The 16,806-nt window shown below is 71.6% G+C and carries 10 protein-coding genes and 1 tRNA gene; all 11 read right to left on the bottom strand.

The genetic code is table 11. From position 1 onward, the window contains the following. Window positions 1-13: 13 nt before the first annotated feature. Window positions 14-90 (bottom strand) — tRNA-Thr (locus ABZ915_RS08320). Window positions 91-223: 133 nt separating this feature from the next. Continuing rightward, window positions 224-1,882, bottom strand: coding sequence for an alpha/beta hydrolase (locus tag ABZ915_RS08325; protein ID WP_361797864.1), 1,659 nt, complete (start codon window positions 1,880-1,882; stop codon window positions 224-226). Window positions 1,883-1,970: 88 nt separating this feature from the next. Next, window positions 1,971-3,176 (bottom strand): DNA polymerase III subunit delta', encoded by a 1,206-nt coding sequence (locus tag ABZ915_RS08330; protein ID WP_361797867.1) that lies wholly within the window; start codon window positions 3,174-3,176, stop codon window positions 1,971-1,973. 95 nt (window positions 3,177-3,271) lie between these two features. After that, window positions 3,272-6,463, bottom strand: a complete 3,192-nt coding sequence (gene tmk, locus ABZ915_RS08335) for a dTMP kinase (RefSeq protein WP_361797870.1) — start codon at window positions 6,461-6,463, stop codon at window positions 3,272-3,274. A gap of 201 nt (window positions 6,464-6,664) precedes the next feature. Next, window positions 6,665-9,490: a type I DNA topoisomerase gene (gene topA / locus ABZ915_RS08340; protein WP_361797873.1), complete on the bottom strand. Its 2,826-nt coding sequence runs from the start codon at window positions 9,488-9,490 to the stop codon at window positions 6,665-6,667. A 263-nt stretch (window positions 9,491-9,753) separates the two neighbouring features. After that, entirely contained in the window at window positions 9,754-9,951 is a 198-nt protein-coding gene (locus tag ABZ915_RS08345) for a hypothetical protein (RefSeq protein ID WP_361797876.1), read from the bottom strand. A gap of 660 nt (window positions 9,952-10,611) precedes the next feature. Next, window positions 10,612-12,150 carry a class I SAM-dependent methyltransferase gene (locus ABZ915_RS08350; RefSeq protein ID WP_361797879.1) on the bottom strand — a complete coding sequence of 513 codons (1,539 nt, stop codon included), beginning with the start codon at window positions 12,148-12,150 and terminating at the stop codon, window positions 10,612-10,614. A 19-nt stretch (window positions 12,151-12,169) separates the two neighbouring features. After that, window positions 12,170-12,766 carry a small secreted protein gene (locus ABZ915_RS08355; protein ID WP_361797882.1) on the bottom strand — a complete coding sequence of 199 codons (597 nt, stop codon included), beginning with the start codon at window positions 12,764-12,766 and terminating at the stop codon, window positions 12,170-12,172. A 212-nt stretch (window positions 12,767-12,978) separates the two neighbouring features. Further along, complete coding sequence (locus tag ABZ915_RS08360) at window positions 12,979-15,387, bottom strand: sodium-translocating pyrophosphatase (protein ID WP_361797885.1); 2,409 nt, start codon at window positions 15,385-15,387, stop codon at window positions 12,979-12,981. A gap of 295 nt (window positions 15,388-15,682) precedes the next feature. Next, window positions 15,683-16,114, bottom strand: a complete 432-nt coding sequence (locus ABZ915_RS08365; protein WP_361797888.1) for an ATP-binding protein — start codon at window positions 16,112-16,114, stop codon at window positions 15,683-15,685. Window positions 16,115-16,402: 288 nt separating this feature from the next. Then, window positions 16,403-16,744 carry an anti-sigma factor antagonist BldG gene (gene bldG / locus ABZ915_RS08370; RefSeq protein WP_010986038.1) on the bottom strand — a complete coding sequence of 114 codons (342 nt, stop codon included), beginning with the start codon at window positions 16,742-16,744 and terminating at the stop codon, window positions 16,403-16,405. Window positions 16,745-16,806: the final 62 nt, after the last annotated feature.

Below are 16,806 nucleotides of genomic sequence, written 5' to 3' on the forward strand. Positions count from 1 at the left end.
AGCTGGGCTTCAGTGGAGCCGCTTTCGGGATTCGAACCCGAGACCTACGCATTACGAGTGCGTTGCTCTGGCCATCTGAGCTAAAGCGGCGTGTCGTGCGCACCATGGTGCGATCAGCAACGTCGGTAAGTCTACACAGTTTCCCGGGGTGCTTCGCACACGCCCCGGGGAGGGGGCCTCCGGGGCGTGTGATGGGGCTGTGAGCTGGGGTTATGTGCTGGGGTCAGGTGCAGCGCTTGGCGGGGGCGGGAGGGGTCCCGTGGAGGAGGTAGGTGTTGATCGCGGAGTCGATGCAGACGCTGCCCCGGCCGTAGGCGGTGTGGCCGTCGCCGACGAAGGTGAGCAGGCGGCCCGAGGAGAGCTGGTGGGCCAGGGACTGGGCCCAGCGGTAGGGGGTGGCCGGGTCGCGGGTGGTGCCGACCACGACGATCGGGGCGGCGCCCTTCGCCTGGATGCGGTGGGGTTCGCCGGTCGGCTTCACCGGCCAGTACGCGCAGTTCAGGGAGGCCCAGGCGAGGCCGTCGCCGAAGACCGGGGAGGCCTTCTCGAAGACGGGGAGGGCCTTCTCGACCTGGTCGGGGGTGGAGAACGCGGACGGGAGGTCCAGGCAGTTCACGGCGGCGTTGGCGAACATCAGGTTCGTGTAGCGGCCGTCGGGGTCGCGTTCGTAGTAGCTGTCGGAGAGGGCCAGCAGGCCCGCGCCGTCGTTGTTCTTCATCGCCGAGGCCAGGGCCGCGCGCAGTTGCGGCCAGGTCGCCTGGTCGTACATCGCGGCGATCACCCCGGTCGTGGCGAGGGCCTCGCCGAGCTTGCGGCCGTTCGCGTCGCCGGCGGGGATGGGGTGGGCGTCGAGCTTCTGGAAGAAGGCCTTGAGGTTGTTGCCGACCTGGGTGGGCGTCGTGCCCTTGTGGCCGAGCGGGCAGTCGCTGTGCCGTACGCAGTCCTTCGCGAAGGCCTGGAACGCCGTCTCGAAGCCCGCGGTCTGGTCCAGGTTCATCCGGCGCGCGGGCAGGGAGGGATCCATCGCGCCGTCCAGGACCACCCGGCCCACGCGCTTGGGGAACAGGCCCGCGTACGTCGCCCCGAGGAACGTCCCGTACGACGCCCCGACGTAGTTCAGCTTCCGGTCGCCCAGCACGGCCCGCAGGATGTCCATGTCCCGGGCCGCCTCCACCGTGGAGACATGGCGGAGCAGCCGGGGGTCGTGCGCCCCGCAGCCGCCGGCGAACTTCTTGTACGCGTTGACCAGCGCGTCCCTCTCCTGCTGGTCGTCGGGGGTGGCGTCCGTCTGGGTGAACGCGTCCATCTGCCGCGCGCTGAGGCATTCGATCGGCTCGCTGCGGGCGACACCTCGCGGGTCCATCGCGACCATGTCGTAGTGGGCGCGGACCTGGGGCGGGTAGCCGATGCCGGCGTACTGCTGGAGGTAGCCGATCGCCGAGCCGCCCGGTCCGCCCGGGTTGACCAGGAGCGAGCCGATGGGCTTGCCCTTGCCGGTGGCCTTCTTGCGCGCGACGGCGAGCCGGACGTCTCCCGCACCGGGCTCGTCGTAGTTCAGCGGGGCCTTCATCGTGGCGCACTCGAAGCCGGGGACACCGCAGCTGCGCCAGGCCAGTTTCTGCGTGTAGTACGGCGTGAGGGCGGACGGGGTGGCGCTGGGCAGCGCGGCGAGCGCCGCCTCGGCCGCGCCGTCCACCGCACGTGTCGTGCTCGTCGCGCTCCCGGAGGAGCAGGCGGAGACGAGCAGCGCGGCGGCCGCGAGGAGGGGTACGGCCGCCCTGCCGGGGCGGAGCCGGACCGGAGGGGTGGCCCGGGGGGCTCTGCCGGCCCCGGGGGTCTCGGTGGTTCGGGCGGTCGGGCGGAGGATTCGCCTGAGGTGCATCAGGCGAGCGTAACGCTGTGCCATGGATCGGATGCCCTACGTGTGCGCCGTGCCTCTTACGGGTGATGCCGTCAATCCTGTGTGCTGGTCACCCCGCTCTCAGAGCCATCGTCATCGCCTCCACCGCCAGCAGCGGCGCCACGTTGCGGTCGAGTGCCCCGCGGCAGGCGGCGACCGCCTCGATGCGGCGGAGGGTGGATTCCGGGGAGCTGCCCCGGGCGAGCCGGTCCAGGGCGTCCTCGGCGTCCCCGTTGGCGATCGCCACGCGGGAGCCGAGCTGGAGGGCGAGGACATCGCGGTAGAAGGCGGTGAGGTCGCCCAGCGCGACGTCCAGGCTGTCGCGCTGCGTACGCGTCCTGCGCCGCTTCTGCATGTCCTCCAGGTCCTTCATCACGCCCGCCGTACCGCGCGGCAGCCGGCCGCCCTGGGCGGCGCCGAGAGCCGTTTTCAGCTCCTCGGCCTCCTTGCCGTCCATCTCCTCGGCGAGCTGCTTGGCGTCCTCCGCCGCCGCGTCCACCAGTTCCTGCGCGGCCTTGAGGCAGGCACCGACCTCGTCGAGCCTGAGCGGCAGCTTCAGCACGGCGGCTCGGCGCTCGCGGGCGGCGGGGTCGGTGGCCAGGCGGCGGGCCCGGTCGACATGGCCCTGTGTGGCGCGGGACGCCGCGGCGGCCACGCCGGGTTCGACGCCCTCGCGTCGTACGAGCATGTCGGCGACGGCGTCGACCGAGGGCGTGCGCAGGGTGAGGTGGCGGCAGCGGGAGCGGATGGTGGGCAGGACGTCCTCGATCGAGGGGGCGCACAGCAGCCAGACCGTACGGGGGGCGGGCTCCTCCACGGCCTTGAGGACGGCGTTGGCCGACTTCTCGTTCAGCCGCTCGGCGTCCTCGACCAGGATGATCTGCCAGCGGCCGTTCGCCGGTGCGGTGAACGACTTGCGGACCGTGTCCCGCATGTCCTTCACCAGGATCTCGGCGCCGACCGCGGCGACCGTGTTGACGTCGGCGTGGGTGCCGACGAGCGCGGTGTGGCAGCCGTCGCAGAAGCCGCAGCCGGGGGTTCCGCCGAGGGCGCGGTCGGGGCTCACGCACTGCAAGGCGGCGGCGAAGGCCCGCGCCGTCTGGTTGCGGCCCGCGCCGGGCGGCCCCGTGAACAGCCAGGCGTGCGTCATCCGCGACGCCTCCGGCGGGGGCGTGTCGGCGGCGGCCGCGGTGACGAGGGCGTCGGCGTCCCGAGCGGCGGCCTCGAGCACCGCGCTCACCTTCTCCTGCCCGACGAGGTCGTCCCACACGGTCATGGGTCACGCCGCCCTTCCGTCACGTTCACCTTGTGCAGTCCATTGTGCGGGGCGGCACTGACAACGGCCCGGCCGGCAGCCGGGCGAGGAGGCGCTCAGCGCCCCCGGCCCCGCCGGCGCCCCCGCCCCTCGTCGGGGTCCTCGTCCTCCCGGCGCGGTCCGAGCAGTTCGTCCGCCAGCGAGGGCAGGTCGTCCAGCGGCGTCTCCTCGGCCCAGTCGGGCCGCCCGCGGCGCCGGGGCGCCCCGTCCTCGTCGACCTGCGGCAGCTCCCGGGTCCGGTCGCCGGAGCCGTCGGGGTCCGCGGCCGCACGCTCGTCGCGGAAGAATCCCTTCGGCATCCGGTCCGCGGGATCCGTGCCCCGCACCGGCGGCAGCACGGCCGTCTCGTCCGCCTGGTCCGGAGCCACGGGAGGCAGTACGGCGGTCTCGTCGGCCGCACCGGACGGCACCTGCGGCAGAACCGCCGTCTCGTCCGCCGCACCGGAGGGCGCCGGCGGCTGCGGCAGTTCCGCCGTCACCTCGGAGTCGGCGTCCCGGTCCCGGACGGGCCGCAGCACCGCCGTCTCCTCCACCGGACCGCCCGACGCGTTCTTCGGCGTCACGACGGGCGTGGGCACGGTCAGCGCCTCCGGCGGCGCCGCGGCGGCTTCGGGCACCACCGGGCGCGGACCGGCCTGCGCCTCGGCCGTGGCCCGCTCGGCCGCCCTGCGGGCCTCCTCGGCGCGCAGCAGCGCCTCCTCGGCCTTGCGCTGCTTCTCCAGGCGCCGTGCCTCGGCCTCGGCGTGCAGCCGGGCCTGCTCCTCGGCCTCCTTGCGCCGCCGTTCCTCCGCGGCCCTGCGACGGGCCTCCTCCTCGGCGCGGGCCTTCTCCTCGGCGAGCAGCCGCTGCCGCTCCTCCTCGGCCCGGCGCTTCGCCTCCTCGGCCCGCTGCCGGGCCTCCTCCGCCTGCCGTTCGGCCTCCCGGCGCTGCGCCTCCTCCAGCTCGCGCCGCTTGCGCTCCTCCTCCTCGGCGCGCAGCTTGGCGAGCTGCTCCTGGCGCTCGCGCTCCAGGCGCTCCTCCTCGGCCTTGCGGGCGGCCTCCTCCTCGGCCTTGCGGCGGGCCTCCTCCTCGGCCTTCTTCCGCGCCTCCTCCTGGGCCTTGATCTCCGCCTCGGACAGCGGGAGCACGGTGTCGAGCCGGTGCCGGATCACGGTCGTGACGGACTCGGGCTCCTGACCGGCGTCGACGACCAGGTAGCGGCCGGGGTCGGACGCGGCGAGCGCGAGGAAACCGGCCCGCACGCGCGCGTGGAACTCGGCGGGCTCCGACTCCAGCCGGTCCGGGGCCTCCGTGAACCGCTCCCGGGCGGTCTCCGGCGAGACGTCCAGCAGGACGGTGAGGTGCGGTACGAGGCCGTCGGTCGCCCAGCGGTTGATGCGGGCGATCTCGGTCGGGGACAGGTCGCGGCCCGCCCCCTGGTAGGCCACCGACGAGTCGATGTACCGGTCGGAGATGACGACGGCCCCGCGCTCCAGGGCGGGCCGTACGACGGTGTCGATGTGCTCCGCCCGGTCGGCGGCGTACAGCAGCGCCTCCGCCCGGTGCGACAGGCCCGCCGACGACACGTCCAGCAGGATGGAGCGCAGCCGCTTGCCCACCGGGGTCGCCCCCGGCTCACGCGTGAGCACGACCTCGTGGCCCTTGGCCCGGATCCACTCGGCGAGCGCCTCGGCCTGGGTGGACTTGCCGGCGCCGTCACCGCCCTCCAGGGCGATGAAGAAACCGTTGCCCGCAGGGGCCGTGGCGGGGTCGTCGCCGCCGAGCAGCGCGTCCCGCAGGTCGTGCCGCAGCGGCACTCCGGAGCGGTCGTCGGCCTTGGCCAGCACCAGCGCGGCCACCGGCAGCAGCAGCGCGCCGACCAGCATCAGCGTGAACGCGGCGCCGCCGTGCGCGAACACGAACTTGCCGTTCTCCAGGCGGTGCGGGCCGATGAGGGCCGCCACCATGGGCGCGATCAGCGCGCCGAGCGCGACGAAGACCCGTACGACCGCGTGCAGGTGCTCGGTCGTGCGCGGCCGGCGGTACTCCTCGGTCTCCTGGTCGAGGAGGGTGTGCCCGGTGTTGGCGGCGACACCCGCGCCGACGCCGGCCAGCGCGGAGATCAGCAGCACGCTGGTGACGTCCGGGTCGAGACCGGCGGCCAGCAGCGCGATGCCGGTGAAGGCGATCGCCAGCGCCAGCATCCGGCGACGGGAGAGCGAGGGCAGCAGGGAGGGCGCCGTGCGGATGCCGACGGCGACCCCGCCGGTCAGCGCGAGCACCAGCAGCCCGTACAGCACCGGACCGCCGCCCAGGTCCTTGGCGTGCAGCACGGCCACGGCCACGGCGGCCGAGATCGCTCCGGCGACGGCGGCGCAGGCCAGGACGAGCAGCGGCAACGCGCTCGTGCGGCCCTTGTCGACGCCGGTGCCGGTCTTGGGGCGGCGCAGTCCCTCGAGCGGGGACCGCGCGCGCGGGGTGCGCGTGGCGGGCAGTTCCAGGGAGGTCAGCACGGACAGGGAGGCGGCGAACAGTCCGGCCGCCACATACGACCCGAGGGCCGCCTGGTGCTGGGCGAACCAGGCGATCCCGGCGCCCAGCAGGTTGTTGCACAGCGAGGCGACGACGAGGGCGGCGGCGGCCAGCGGGATCGCGACGAAGCCGGTGCGCAGCGACAGCCGGCGCAGGGCGTCCATGTGGTCCGGCAGCGGCCGTACCGTCGCGCCCTCGGGGGGCGGGGCGGGCAGCAGCGCGGGGGCGGCGCTCTCCCGGCACACGGTCCAGAACCGCTCGGCGACCCCGATCAGGAAGGCGGTGACCAGCAGGACGGCCGGCGCGTTGGCCGGGGTCCAGTCGATCCACAGCGGGGCGACGATCAGCAGCGCGGCACGCAGTCCGTCGGCGCCGGCCATGGTCCAGCGGCGGTCGAGCGGACCCTCCTGGGAGGTGAGCGAGGTGAGCGGTCCGAGGAGGACGGCTCCGAAGAGGAGGGTCGCCAGGATGCGCGCCGCGAAGACGGTCGCCACTGCGAACGCCACGCCTCGGTAGCCACCGCCGAACGAGCCTTCGGCGATCGCCGCCTGGAGGGTGAGGACGACCAGGACGAGGAGCGCGAGGGTGTCACCGACACCGCTCACGAGTTGTGCGCTCCACAGCCGCCTCAACTGGGGCCGGCGCAGTAGCGCACGGACCGCGCGCTCACGGGAATCCGCCACGAGGGTGTCGTCGGGGGCCGGGGTGTGGGCCGTTGGCTGCTCGGCTCGCGTCATGCTTTCAGCCTATCGGCAGCGACTGACGGCCCGCCGCGACCGTCCGGACGTGCGCACACCCCGACACCAAAGTGATGCCGGGGCGTTCTTTTCGCGAAGTGTTCGTGCGGTCGCGGTGAAGGACCGGGGTGCCGGACTCTCAGCCGTCCGGCACCTCGCCCGGTCCTCGGGCGCCTTGCTCCACTCCTACGGCGCTTTGCCTCAGTCCTCCGCCGCGTTGGAGGCCGTCGCCTTCTTCGCGGTGGCGGTGGTCTTCTTGGCGGTGGTCTTCTTCGCGGCCGTGGTCGTCTTCTTCGCGGCCGTCTTCTTGGCCGCGGTCTTCTTCGCCGGGGCGGCCTTCTTCGCGGGCGCCTTCTTCGCCGTCTTCTTGGCGGGGCCCTTGGCCCGCTTCTCGGCGAGCAGCTCGAAGCCGCGCTCCGGGGTGATCGTCTCGACGCTGTCGCCGGAGCGCAGGGTCGCGTTGGTCTCCCCGTCGGTGACGTACGGCCCGAAGCGGCCGTCCTTGACCACGACCGGCTTCTTGCTGACCGGGTCCTCGCCCAGCTCCTTCAGCGGCGGCTTGGCGGCGGCGCGACCACGCTGCTTGGGCTGGGCGTAGATCGCCTGCGCCTCCTCCAGCGTGATCGTGAAGAGCTGGTCCTCGGACTGGAGGGAACGCGAGTCCGTCCCCTTCTTCAGGTAGGGCCCGTAGCGGCCGTTCTGCGCGGTGATCTCCACGCCGTCCGCGTCCGTGCCGACGACGCGCGGCAGCGACATCAGCTTCAGGGCGTCCTGAAGCGTGACCGTGTCCAGCGACATCGACTTGAACAGCGAGGCCGTACGCGGCTTGACGGCGTTCTTGCCGGTCTTCGGGGTGCCCTCGGGGAGCACCTCGGTGACGTACGGGCCGTAGCGGCCGTCCTTGGCGATGATCTGGTGGCCGGTCTCCGGGTCGGCGCCCAGCTCGAAGTCGCCGCTCGGCTTGGCGAGCAGTTCCTCCGCCAGCTCGACGGACAGCTCGTCCGGCGCCAGGTCGTCGGGGATGTCCGCGCGCTGGTGCTGCTCGGTGTCCTTCTCGCCGCGCTCGATGTACGGGCCGTACCGGCCGACCCGCAGCACGATGTCGTTGCCCACGGGGAACGACGACACCTCGCGCGCGTCGATCGCGCCCAGGTCGGTCACCAGCTCCTTGAGGCCGCCGAGGTGGTCCCCGTCGCCGTTGCCGGCGTCGGCCGCGCCGCCCGTGACCGACCCCTCGCCGAAGTAGAACCGCTTCAGCCACGGCACGGCCTGCGCCTCGCCGCGCGCGATGCGGTCGAGGTCGTCCTCCATCCTGGCGGTGAAGTCGTAGTCGACGAGCCGCCCGAAGTGCTTCTCCAGGAGGTTGACCACCGCGAAGGACAGGAAGGACGGCACCAGGGCCGTGCCCTTCTTGAAGACGTAGCCGCGGTCGAGGATCGTGCCGATGATCGACGCGTACGTCGACGGGCGGCCGATCTCGCGCTCTTCCAGCTCCTTGACCAGCGAGGCCTCGGTGTAGCGGGCCGGGGGCTTGGTGGCGTGCCCGTCGACCGTGATCTCCTCGGCGCTCAGCGGGTCGCCCTCGGTGACCTGCGGCAGGCGGCGCTCGCGGTCGTCGAGCTCGGCGTTCGGGTCGTCGGCGCCCTCGACGTAGGCCTTCAGGAAGCCGTGGAAGGTGATCGTCTTGCCGGACGCGCTGAATTCGACGTCCCGGCCGTCGGCGGCGGTGCCACCGATCTTCACGGTCACGCTGTTGCCGGTCGCGTCCTTCATCTGGGAGGCGACGGTCCGCTTCCAGATCAGCTCGTAGAGCTTGAACTGGTCGCCGGTCAGCCCGGTCTCGGCGGGGGTGCGGAAACGATCACCCGAGGGGCGGATCGCCTCGTGCGCCTCCTGCGCGTTCTTGACCTTGCCGGCGTACGTGCGGGGCGCGTCCGGCAGGTACTGGGCGCCGTACAGCTGCGTGACCTGGGCGCGGGCGGCGGAGATCGCCGTGTCGCTCAGGGTCGTGGAGTCCGTACGCATGTACGTGATGTAGCCGTTCTCGTACAGCTTCTGCGCGACCTGCATGGTCGCCTTCGCGCCGAAGCCGAGCTTGCGGCTGGCCTCCTGCTGAAGCGTCGTCGTACGGAACGGGGCGTACGGCGAGCGGCGGTACGGCTTGGACTCGACGGACCGCACGGAGAAGCGGGTGTTCTCCAGGGCGGCGGCGAGGGCGCGGGCGTTCGCCTCGTCGAGGTGGAGGGTGTTCGCGCTCTTGAGCTGTCCCAGGGAGTCGAAGTCGCGGCCCTGCGCGACCCGCCTGCCGTCGACGGTCTGGAGGCGGGCGACCAGCGACGACGGGTCCGACGGGTCGCCGGCGCGGCCGGTGGCGAAGGTGCCCGTCAGGTCCCAGTACTCAGCAGAACGAAAAGCGACGCGCTCGCGTTCCCGCTCCACGACGAGCCGGGTGGCGACGGACTGGACGCGGCCCGCCGACAGACGCGGCATGACCTTCTTCCACAGCACCGGCGAGACCTCGTAGCCGTAGAGGCGGTCGAGGATGCGGCGGGTCTCCTGGGCGTCGACCATGCGCTGGTTGAGGTCGCGCGGGTTGGCGACGGCCTCGCGGATCGCGTCCTTGGTGATCTCGTGGAACACCATCCGCTTGACCGGGACCTTGGGCTTCAGGACCTCCAGGAGGTGCCACGCGATGGCCTCGCCCTCGCGGTCCTCATCGGTGGCGAGGAAGAGTTCGTCGGAGTCCTTCAGCAGGTCCTTGAGCTTCTTGACCTGGGCCTTCTTGTCGGCGTTGACGACATAGATCGGCTCGAAGTCGTGTTCGACGTCCACGCCGAGGCGGCGGACCTCGCCGGTGTACTTCTCCGGCACCTCCGCGGCGCCGTTGGGGAGGTCGCGGATGTGCCCGACGCTCGCTTCGACGACGTAGCCGGGGCCCAGGTAGCCCTTGATCGTCTTCGCCTTGGCAGGCGACTCGACGATGACGAGTCGGCGGCCGCCCTGTGCGGTCTCGCTGGTCGGGGACAACTTCGCTCTTCTCTCCGGTCGACGCTGGGGCCTCCCCAGGCCTTGGTCCCGGGGGCGCGGCGTTGCTGTGTGGCTAGCTCTTGTGACGCTGCGGAGTGTGACGGTACATCCCGCCCCCGTGTCAAACGGGAAAAGCTCACAACGGCCACTCGAACGGTAACCCGACTACCGCCCTTCCTGCCGCCCGGAGTCCTCAGCCGACCGTCCGTCCCTGTCCGGAGCGTGACGCTCCCTTTACTGGGACGACATGGTGCGGGCCGCCTTCAGAGGCGGGTCAGGCAGTACGTTCCGAGGCCCAGCGCGATCACTGCGGCGAGGCCCGCGAGGGTCGCGGATGCGACCTGACTCACACCGAGGGCGACCGGCTCGCCGCGCCGGACCCGAGTGACGGTCCACACCAGCAGTGCGGCTCCGAACAGGGCGAACACCGCTCCCGCGAAGATCGCCGGTCCGCTCTCCATGACCCCGTGCGCCCCTTGTCTGCCGTCTGCGAGTGCCCAGCGCGGGGAGAGTGACACGTCCGGGCGGCGGGCGGGCGAACCCGAGGTGAACACCGGGCTGACAGCCCTCCGTGCGCTCCTTCGCGCGCCTCGGGGCGGCCGGCGGGGCACCGGTAATTTTCCGGTCGAATTCTTGTCGTCGGCGAGCCCGAGGAGCGCGAGAATCCGGTTCCCGCGCTTCTTGGCCGGTTTCCGACGGCTGCGGTGCTGGGGCTCCGGGGCGGGGGTCTGCCTCGGGCGTCCCGCGGCAGACCGGTGACGTGACTCTCGACACCGACGTCCGGAGCCTGGGGTGGACGTCGGCGGGACGACTCGGGTCCGGCGGTCCCGGGCCGGGCCGACCCGACCGCCAGAGCCTGGGCCTTAGCCTGAGCCTGAGCCCGATGGCCCTCGACCGGTCACGTGGCCCGGCGGCACCGACCGGGGCAGCCCCCTTGGCGCGGTGACCGACCTGCCCCAGGCTGCCTCAGCCCGGGGACCCAGGACTCACTGCCTCGGCCCGATGCCCTGGCCCACGACGGCCGGGCCCTGCGGCCTCGGCCTGGCCGCTCCGGTCCGCTCCGGTCCGGCGACTCCAGCCCTGCGCCGCAGGACCAGACGGGCACAGCCCCGCCCCCGGCCTCAGCCCGTCGGCTCCAGGAACCCCTGTTCCACCAGCAGGCGGATCTGCGCCGGTGTGCGGTCGCGCAGGATCACGGGGTCCTCGCCCATCAGCTGGGCGATGGCGTCCAGGATGCGGCCCGCGCTGAGCGTGCCGTCGCAGACGCCCGCGAAGCCGGCGCCGACCGTGTCGACCTTCGTGGCGCGGCGCATCCCGCGGTGCTGGCGCAGCACCACGTGCTCCGGGTCCTCGGCGCCGGGCAGCCCGACCTGCTCCTGGACCACCTCCGCGGCGAGCTTGAAGTGCCCGGCGAGCAGCGCCGCGTCGTCGTGCTCCCGCAGGTAGTCGAGGCGTTCGAAGTGGGTTCGGATCGCGTCTCCGAGCGGCTGTTCGATGGCATGCGGCCACTCCTCCACGGTGACCGAGGGCTCGACGGCCCCGGTTCTGCGCAGCGTGATCCAGCCGAAGCCCACCCCCTTGACCTTCCGCGCCTCGAACTCCTCCAGCCAGGCGTCGTACCGCGCCTGGTAATCGGCCGGGCCGGACCGGTGGTCACCGGCGTCCCTCAGCCACAGTTCGGCGTACTGCGCGACGTCCTGCACCTCGCGCTGCACGATCCACGCATCGCACCCGCGCGGCACCCACGACCTGAGCCTGTCCTGCCAGTCCTCCCCTTCCACGTGCTGCCAGTTGGCGAGGAACTGCGCGAACCCGCCCTCGTTCAGCCGTTCCCCCGCTCCCTGAACGAGCGAGCGGCACAGATCGTCCCCGCCCATCCCGCCGTCGCGGTACGTCAGCCGGGCGCCCGGCGAGATCACGAAGGGCGGGTTGGACACGATCAGGTCGTACGTCTCGCCCTCCTTGACGGGCTCGAACAGCGAGCCCTGGCGCAGGTCGGCGGCGGGGGCGCCGGACAGGGCGAGGGTCAGCGCGGTGATGTGCAGCGCGCGCGGGTTGAGGTCGGTCGCCGTCACGCGCGTGGCGTGCCGGCCGGCGTGCAGCGCCTGGATGCCGGAGCCGGTGCCGAGGTCGAGCGCCGCGCCGACGGGGGTGCGGACGGTGATGCCCGCGAGGGTGGTGGACGCGCCGCCGACACCGAGGACGACGCTTTCGTCGCGGCTGCCGATGCCCCCCGCGCCGCCGACCGCGCACCCGAGGTCGGACACGATGAACCAGTCCTCGCCGCCGGGCCCGCCGTACGGCCGTACGTCCACGGTCGCGGCGACGTCGCTCCCCGCGGCACCGCCCGGACGCACCAGCCAGCCGCTCTCCAGGCAGTCCTCGACGGGCAGAACGTCCGCCACGCGCGCGTGCGGCACCGGCTGCTGCAACAGGAACAGCCGTACGAGCGCTTCCAGAGGCGTGTCGCCGCGGGTCGCCCGGAGCGCGGGCACGGTCTCGCTGCGGGCGAGCGCCGCGTACGCGGGCGCGCCGAGCAGTTCCAGCAGCCCGTCGGCGGTGAAGGAGGCGCCGAGCAGGGCGTCGCGCAGCCGGGCGGCGACGTCGGGGCGGTCGGCGGACGGCAGGGAGGGCACAGTGGCGTTACTCACGCCCCCCATTGTGACCCGCGGGCCGGGCTCAGCCGGCGGTCGCCGACCCCGAATCCGAGGTCGACACCTTCTTGCAGCTCGCCTGCTTGGCGATGGCGTCCTTGACGTCGCCCTGCTCCAGGGCCTGCAACGCGACGGTGCCGCTCTGGCTCTGCTTCTGCAGATCCGTCATCTGGGTGGCGATGTCGTGCAGCCCGGTGGCGAACTTGCCCTGGCTCTTCGTGTCCAGCGCGTCGACCTTCTTCTTCAGGTCGGCGTAGGCCGAGGAGAGGTCGTTGAGGTTCTTGACGGCGGCCTGCTGCCGCTTGGTGCCGTCGTCGACCCCGGGAGGCGCCCCGGCGCCGCTGATGGCCGCGCCGAGCGCCTTGTAGCCGTCGGACATGTCCTGGAAGGCCTTGGAGTCGGTCTTCTGGATGGTCGCCGGCGGGTTGGAGGTGTCCGAGGCGGTCTTCGTGATGGCGGCGTTGGCGGCCTTGATCTTGGCGTCCTGCGCCGGCACCGCGTCGCAGACCTGCTTGGCCCACGCGTCCAGCTTGGGGTTGCCCTTGTCGCCGCTGCTGCATCCCGTCAGCGCCACCGCCAGTACCGCACCGCCGGACAGCGCGGCCGCGAGCTTCTTGTTCACCGGTTTGGTCCCTTCCACGGCTCTCGGCCCCCGGAATCTACACGCCGAACGGCGGACCACCCAGTAATAACATCCGTTAAGACCGTATTGTCACTGTTTGAACGATCGAGAGAAGGCTCACGGTGAAGCGGCGCCCACACGCGAGAGCGGGCGGACGGCGCGTCAACGCGCGCCCTCCGCCCGCCCCTTGAGCAGGGCATCTGTAAGACGGCCTACGAAACCACCGCAGGGTCAGCCGACTTGGACACCCGTTCCGCGTTTCCCTCCTCGTCCCCCACGGCGATGCCGCGCCGCTTGGAGATGTAGACCGCGCCGACGATCACGATGAGCGCGAGGACCGCGATCGCGATCCGTACGCCGATGTTCTTGTCCTCCCCGTAGGAGAACTTGATCACCGCGGGCGCGATGAGCAACGACACCAGGTTCATGACCTTCAGCAGGGGGTTGATCGCGGGACCGGCGGTGTCCTTGAAGGGGTCGCCGACCGTGTCGCCGATCACCGTGGCCGCGTGGGCCTCGCTGCCCTTGCCGCCGTGGTGACCGTCCTCCACGAGCTTCTTGGCGTTGTCCCAGGCACCACCGGAGTTGGCCAGGAACACCGCCATCAGCGTGCCCGCGCCGATCGCGCCCGCCAGATACGAGCCGAGCGCCCCGACGCCGAGCGTGAACCCGATGAAGATCGGCGCCATGACGGCGAGCAGACCGGGCGTGGTGAGTTCCCGCAGGGCGTCCTTGGTGCAGATGTCGACGACCTTGCCGTACTCCGGCTTCTCGGTGAAGTCCATGATCCCGGGGTGCTCACGGAACTGCCGCCGCACCTCGTACACCACGGAACCCGCCGACCGCGACACCGCGTTGATCGCCAGCCCCGAGAAGAGGAAGACGACCGCCGCGCCGGCGATCAGGCCGACCAGGTTGTTGGGCTGCGAGATGTCCATGATCAGGCTCATCGGCGCGCCAGGTCCGGACAGCTTCTCACCGACGTCCTGCGCGCCGGTGGTGATGGCGTCGCGGTACGACCCGAACAGCGCCGACGCCGCGAGCACGGCGGTGGCGATGGCGATGCCCTTGGTGATGGCCTTGGTGGTGTTGCCGACCGCGTCCAGGTTGGTGAGCACCTGCGCGCCCGCGCCCTCGACGTCACCGGACATCTCGGCGATGCCCTGCGCGTTGTCGGAGACCGGCCCGAAGGTGTCCATGGCGACGATCACGCCGACCGTGGTGAGCAGGCCGGTGCCGGCCAGCGCCACCGCGAACAGGGCCAGCATGATCGACGTACCGCCGAGCAGGAACGCCCCGTACACGCCGAGTCCGATCAACAGGGCCGTGTAGACGGCCGATTCGAGACCGAGCGAGATGCCGGAGAGGACAACGGTGGCCGGGCCCGTGAGGGAGGTCTTGCCGATGTCCCGCACGGGACGGCGGTTGGTCTCGGTGAAGTAGCCGGTGAGCTGCTGGATCACGGCGGCGAGCAGGATGCCGATGGCCACCGCGACCAGGGCGAGGATCCGCGGGTCGCCGTCCTTGGCCTTGATCGCCGCGTCGGTGACGCCGTCGAGGTCGGCGTACTTGGCGGGCAGATAGACGAAGACCGCGATGGCGACCAGGGCGAGCGAGATCACCGCGGAGATGAAGAAACCACGGTTGATCGCGGACATGCCGCTGCGGTCGGCGCGGCGCGGCGCGACCGCGAAGATGCCGATCATCGCGGTGAGCACGCCGATCGCCGGCACCAGCAGCGGGAAGGCGAGCCCGGAGTCGCCGAACGCCGCCTTGCCGAGGATCAGCGCGGCGACCAGGGTCACGGCGTACGACTCGAAGAGGTCGGCCGCCATGCCCGCGCAGTCGCCGACGTTGTCGCCCACGTTGTCGGCGATGGTCGCGGCATTGCGCGGATCGTCCTCCGGAATGCCCTGTTCGACCTTGCCGACCAGGTCGGCGCCGACGTCGGCGGCCTTGGTGAAGATGCCGCCGCCGACACGCATGAACATGGCGATGAGGGCGGCGCCGAGGCCGAAGCCCTCGAGCACCTTCGGCGCGTCGGCCGCGTACACCAGCACCACACAGGAGGCGCCCAGCAGGCCGAGCCCCACCGTGAACATGCCGACGACGCCGCCTGTGCGAAAAGCGATCTTCATGGCTTTGTGCGAGACGGCGGTGAGATCCTTTTCCGGCTCACCCTCCGTCGGGGTCGCTTCCCGGGCCGCCGCGGCCACGCGTACATTGCTGCGCACGGCGAGCCACATGCCGATATAGCCGGTGGCCGCGGAGAACACGGCACCGATCAGGAAGAACACCGACCGTCCGGCACGCTGATTCCAGTCGTCCGCGGGCAGCAGCATGAGCAGGAAGAACACGAGGACGGCGAATACGCCGAGCGTGCGCAGCTGCCGGCCGAGATAGGCCTTGGCGCCTTCCTGGACCGCTTCCGCGATCTCCTTCATGCTCTCGGTGCCCTCGCCTGCCGCCAGCACCTGGCGCACCAGGACGCCGGCGACCAAGAGCGCGGCCACCGCGACGGCCGCGATGGCCGCCACGATGATCCGGTTGTCGTCGGTCAGGACTGCGGCTGCGAAGGTTGTGGGGTGGTCCAGCTGATGAGGGGTAGAAAGCCCCGCCATTCGTCCTCCTTGACGCTTGGGCTGAGCTCAAGATGTGGACGGATTCTAGGTACCGGAACCTGATCTAAACAGAGCGCGGTAAACGGATTTGGCCTTCACCCGCTCTTCAGCAAATGATCGACATCGCGCCACGGAACCCGAAAGCGGTAATGCCTTTGAAGCATTGACGCTTGATCAATTATCGGGTGATTGATCGTGAATTCATTCACGAATTCCGAAGGTCCGTCAAGAGCAAGACAGGACGACATGACAAAAGGACCCTGCTGAGCAGGGCCCTTCGGGTGATGCGGCTGGTTCAGACGAGTGCGACGGCCGGCGGGGCGGTCGGCCAGGTCATGCGGATCAGCCCGCCGTGCTCGCCGGTGCTGACCTCCACGTCGTCGACGAGGCCGCTGATGACCGCCAGGCCCATCTCGTCCTCGTCGGCCTCCACGTCCGCGTCCGGCGCGGCTCCGGAGGACGTTCCCGGGACCGCGTGCGGCGCCTCGTCGCCGACCTCGATGGAGAACTGCTTCTCCTCTTCGATCAAGGCCACCTTCACCGGCGCCGTGATGCCGACGCTCTGGTGCAGCCCGACGGCACGGGAGCAGGCCTCACCCACGGCGAGCCGGACCTCGTCGAGGACGGCCTCGTCCACCCCGGCCCTGCGCGCCACCGCTGCCGCCACCAGCCGGGCGGTCCTGACGTGCTCGGGCAGCGCGCTGAAGCGGAGTTCGACGGTGGCCATGCATCCCCCTCGGAACATCGGGCTGCGGTCGGGGGCCGGGCCGCCGAGAGCCCGAGCCCCCTGATGAACTTCTTCCGCCCGGGTGATCGACACCCGGGAAACGGACCGACCGGATCGACCGGACGACCGCGTCGACGGCACACGGAACCCCTTGGCCCGCGGCACCTCGACAGCCCGGCCCGGCCGGTGGCCCGGATCCGCCGCCACGCTCCGGGCCGCCTCCGCGGCTCCGCAGTGTGTCGTCGGCCCAGGACCGGCCGGTGACCGAGATCGGTCGGGTCACCCGAGTCAGTCGGTTGCCGCCACCGCTTCCTCGACCGAGGTGTGAATCGGGAACACCTTGGTGAGACCGGTGATGCGGAAGATCTTCAGAATGCGCTCCTGGTTGCAGACCAGGCGCAGCGAGCCCTCATGGGCACGCACCCGCTTCAGGCCGCCGACCAGCACGCCGAGCCCGGTGGAGTCGAGGAAGTCCACGCCCTCCATGTCGACGACGAGATGGAAATTCCCGTCGTTCACCAGCTCAACCAGCTGCTCGCGCAACTTGGGCGCGGTATATACGTCGATTTCGCCACCGACCTCGACGACCGTACGATCGCCGACGGTACGGGTCGACAGGGACAGGTCCACGGATCCTCCAGCACCTTGCTATCGAGCGGTCGTCCCTAGGGCACCTCGGCTTGCGGCCCCCG

Source organism: Streptomyces sp. NPDC046915, from assembly GCF_040644935.1.
Taxonomy (GTDB): Bacteria; Actinomycetota; Actinomycetes; order Streptomycetales; family Streptomycetaceae; genus Streptomyces.

Bases quoted from the DNA above. Each gene is read 5' to 3' on its own strand.
- ABZ915_RS08325 (WP_361797864.1), bottom strand. From the start codon at position 1,882: ATGCACCTCAGGCGAATCCTCCGCCCGACCGCCCGAACCACCGAGACC.
- ABZ915_RS08330 (WP_361797867.1), bottom strand. From the start codon at position 3,176: ATGACCGTGTGGGACGACCTCGTCGGGCAGGAGAAGGTGAGCGCGGTG.
- tmk (WP_361797870.1), bottom strand. From the start codon at position 6,463: ATGACGCGAGCCGAGCAGCCAACGGCCCACACCCCGGCCCCCGACGAC.
- ABZ915_RS08345 (WP_361797876.1), bottom strand. From the start codon at position 9,951: ATGGAGAGCGGACCGGCGATCTTCGCGGGAGCGGTGTTCGCCCTGTTC.
- ABZ915_RS08350 (WP_361797879.1), bottom strand. From the start codon at position 12,150: ATGGGGGGCGTGAGTAACGCCACTGTGCCCTCCCTGCCGTCCGCCGAC.
- ABZ915_RS08360 (WP_361797885.1), bottom strand. From the start codon at position 15,387: ATGGCGGGGCTTTCTACCCCTCATCAGCTGGACCACCCCACAACCTTC.
- ABZ915_RS08365 (WP_361797888.1), bottom strand. From the start codon at position 16,114: ATGGCCACCGTCGAACTCCGCTTCAGCGCGCTGCCCGAGCACGTCAGG.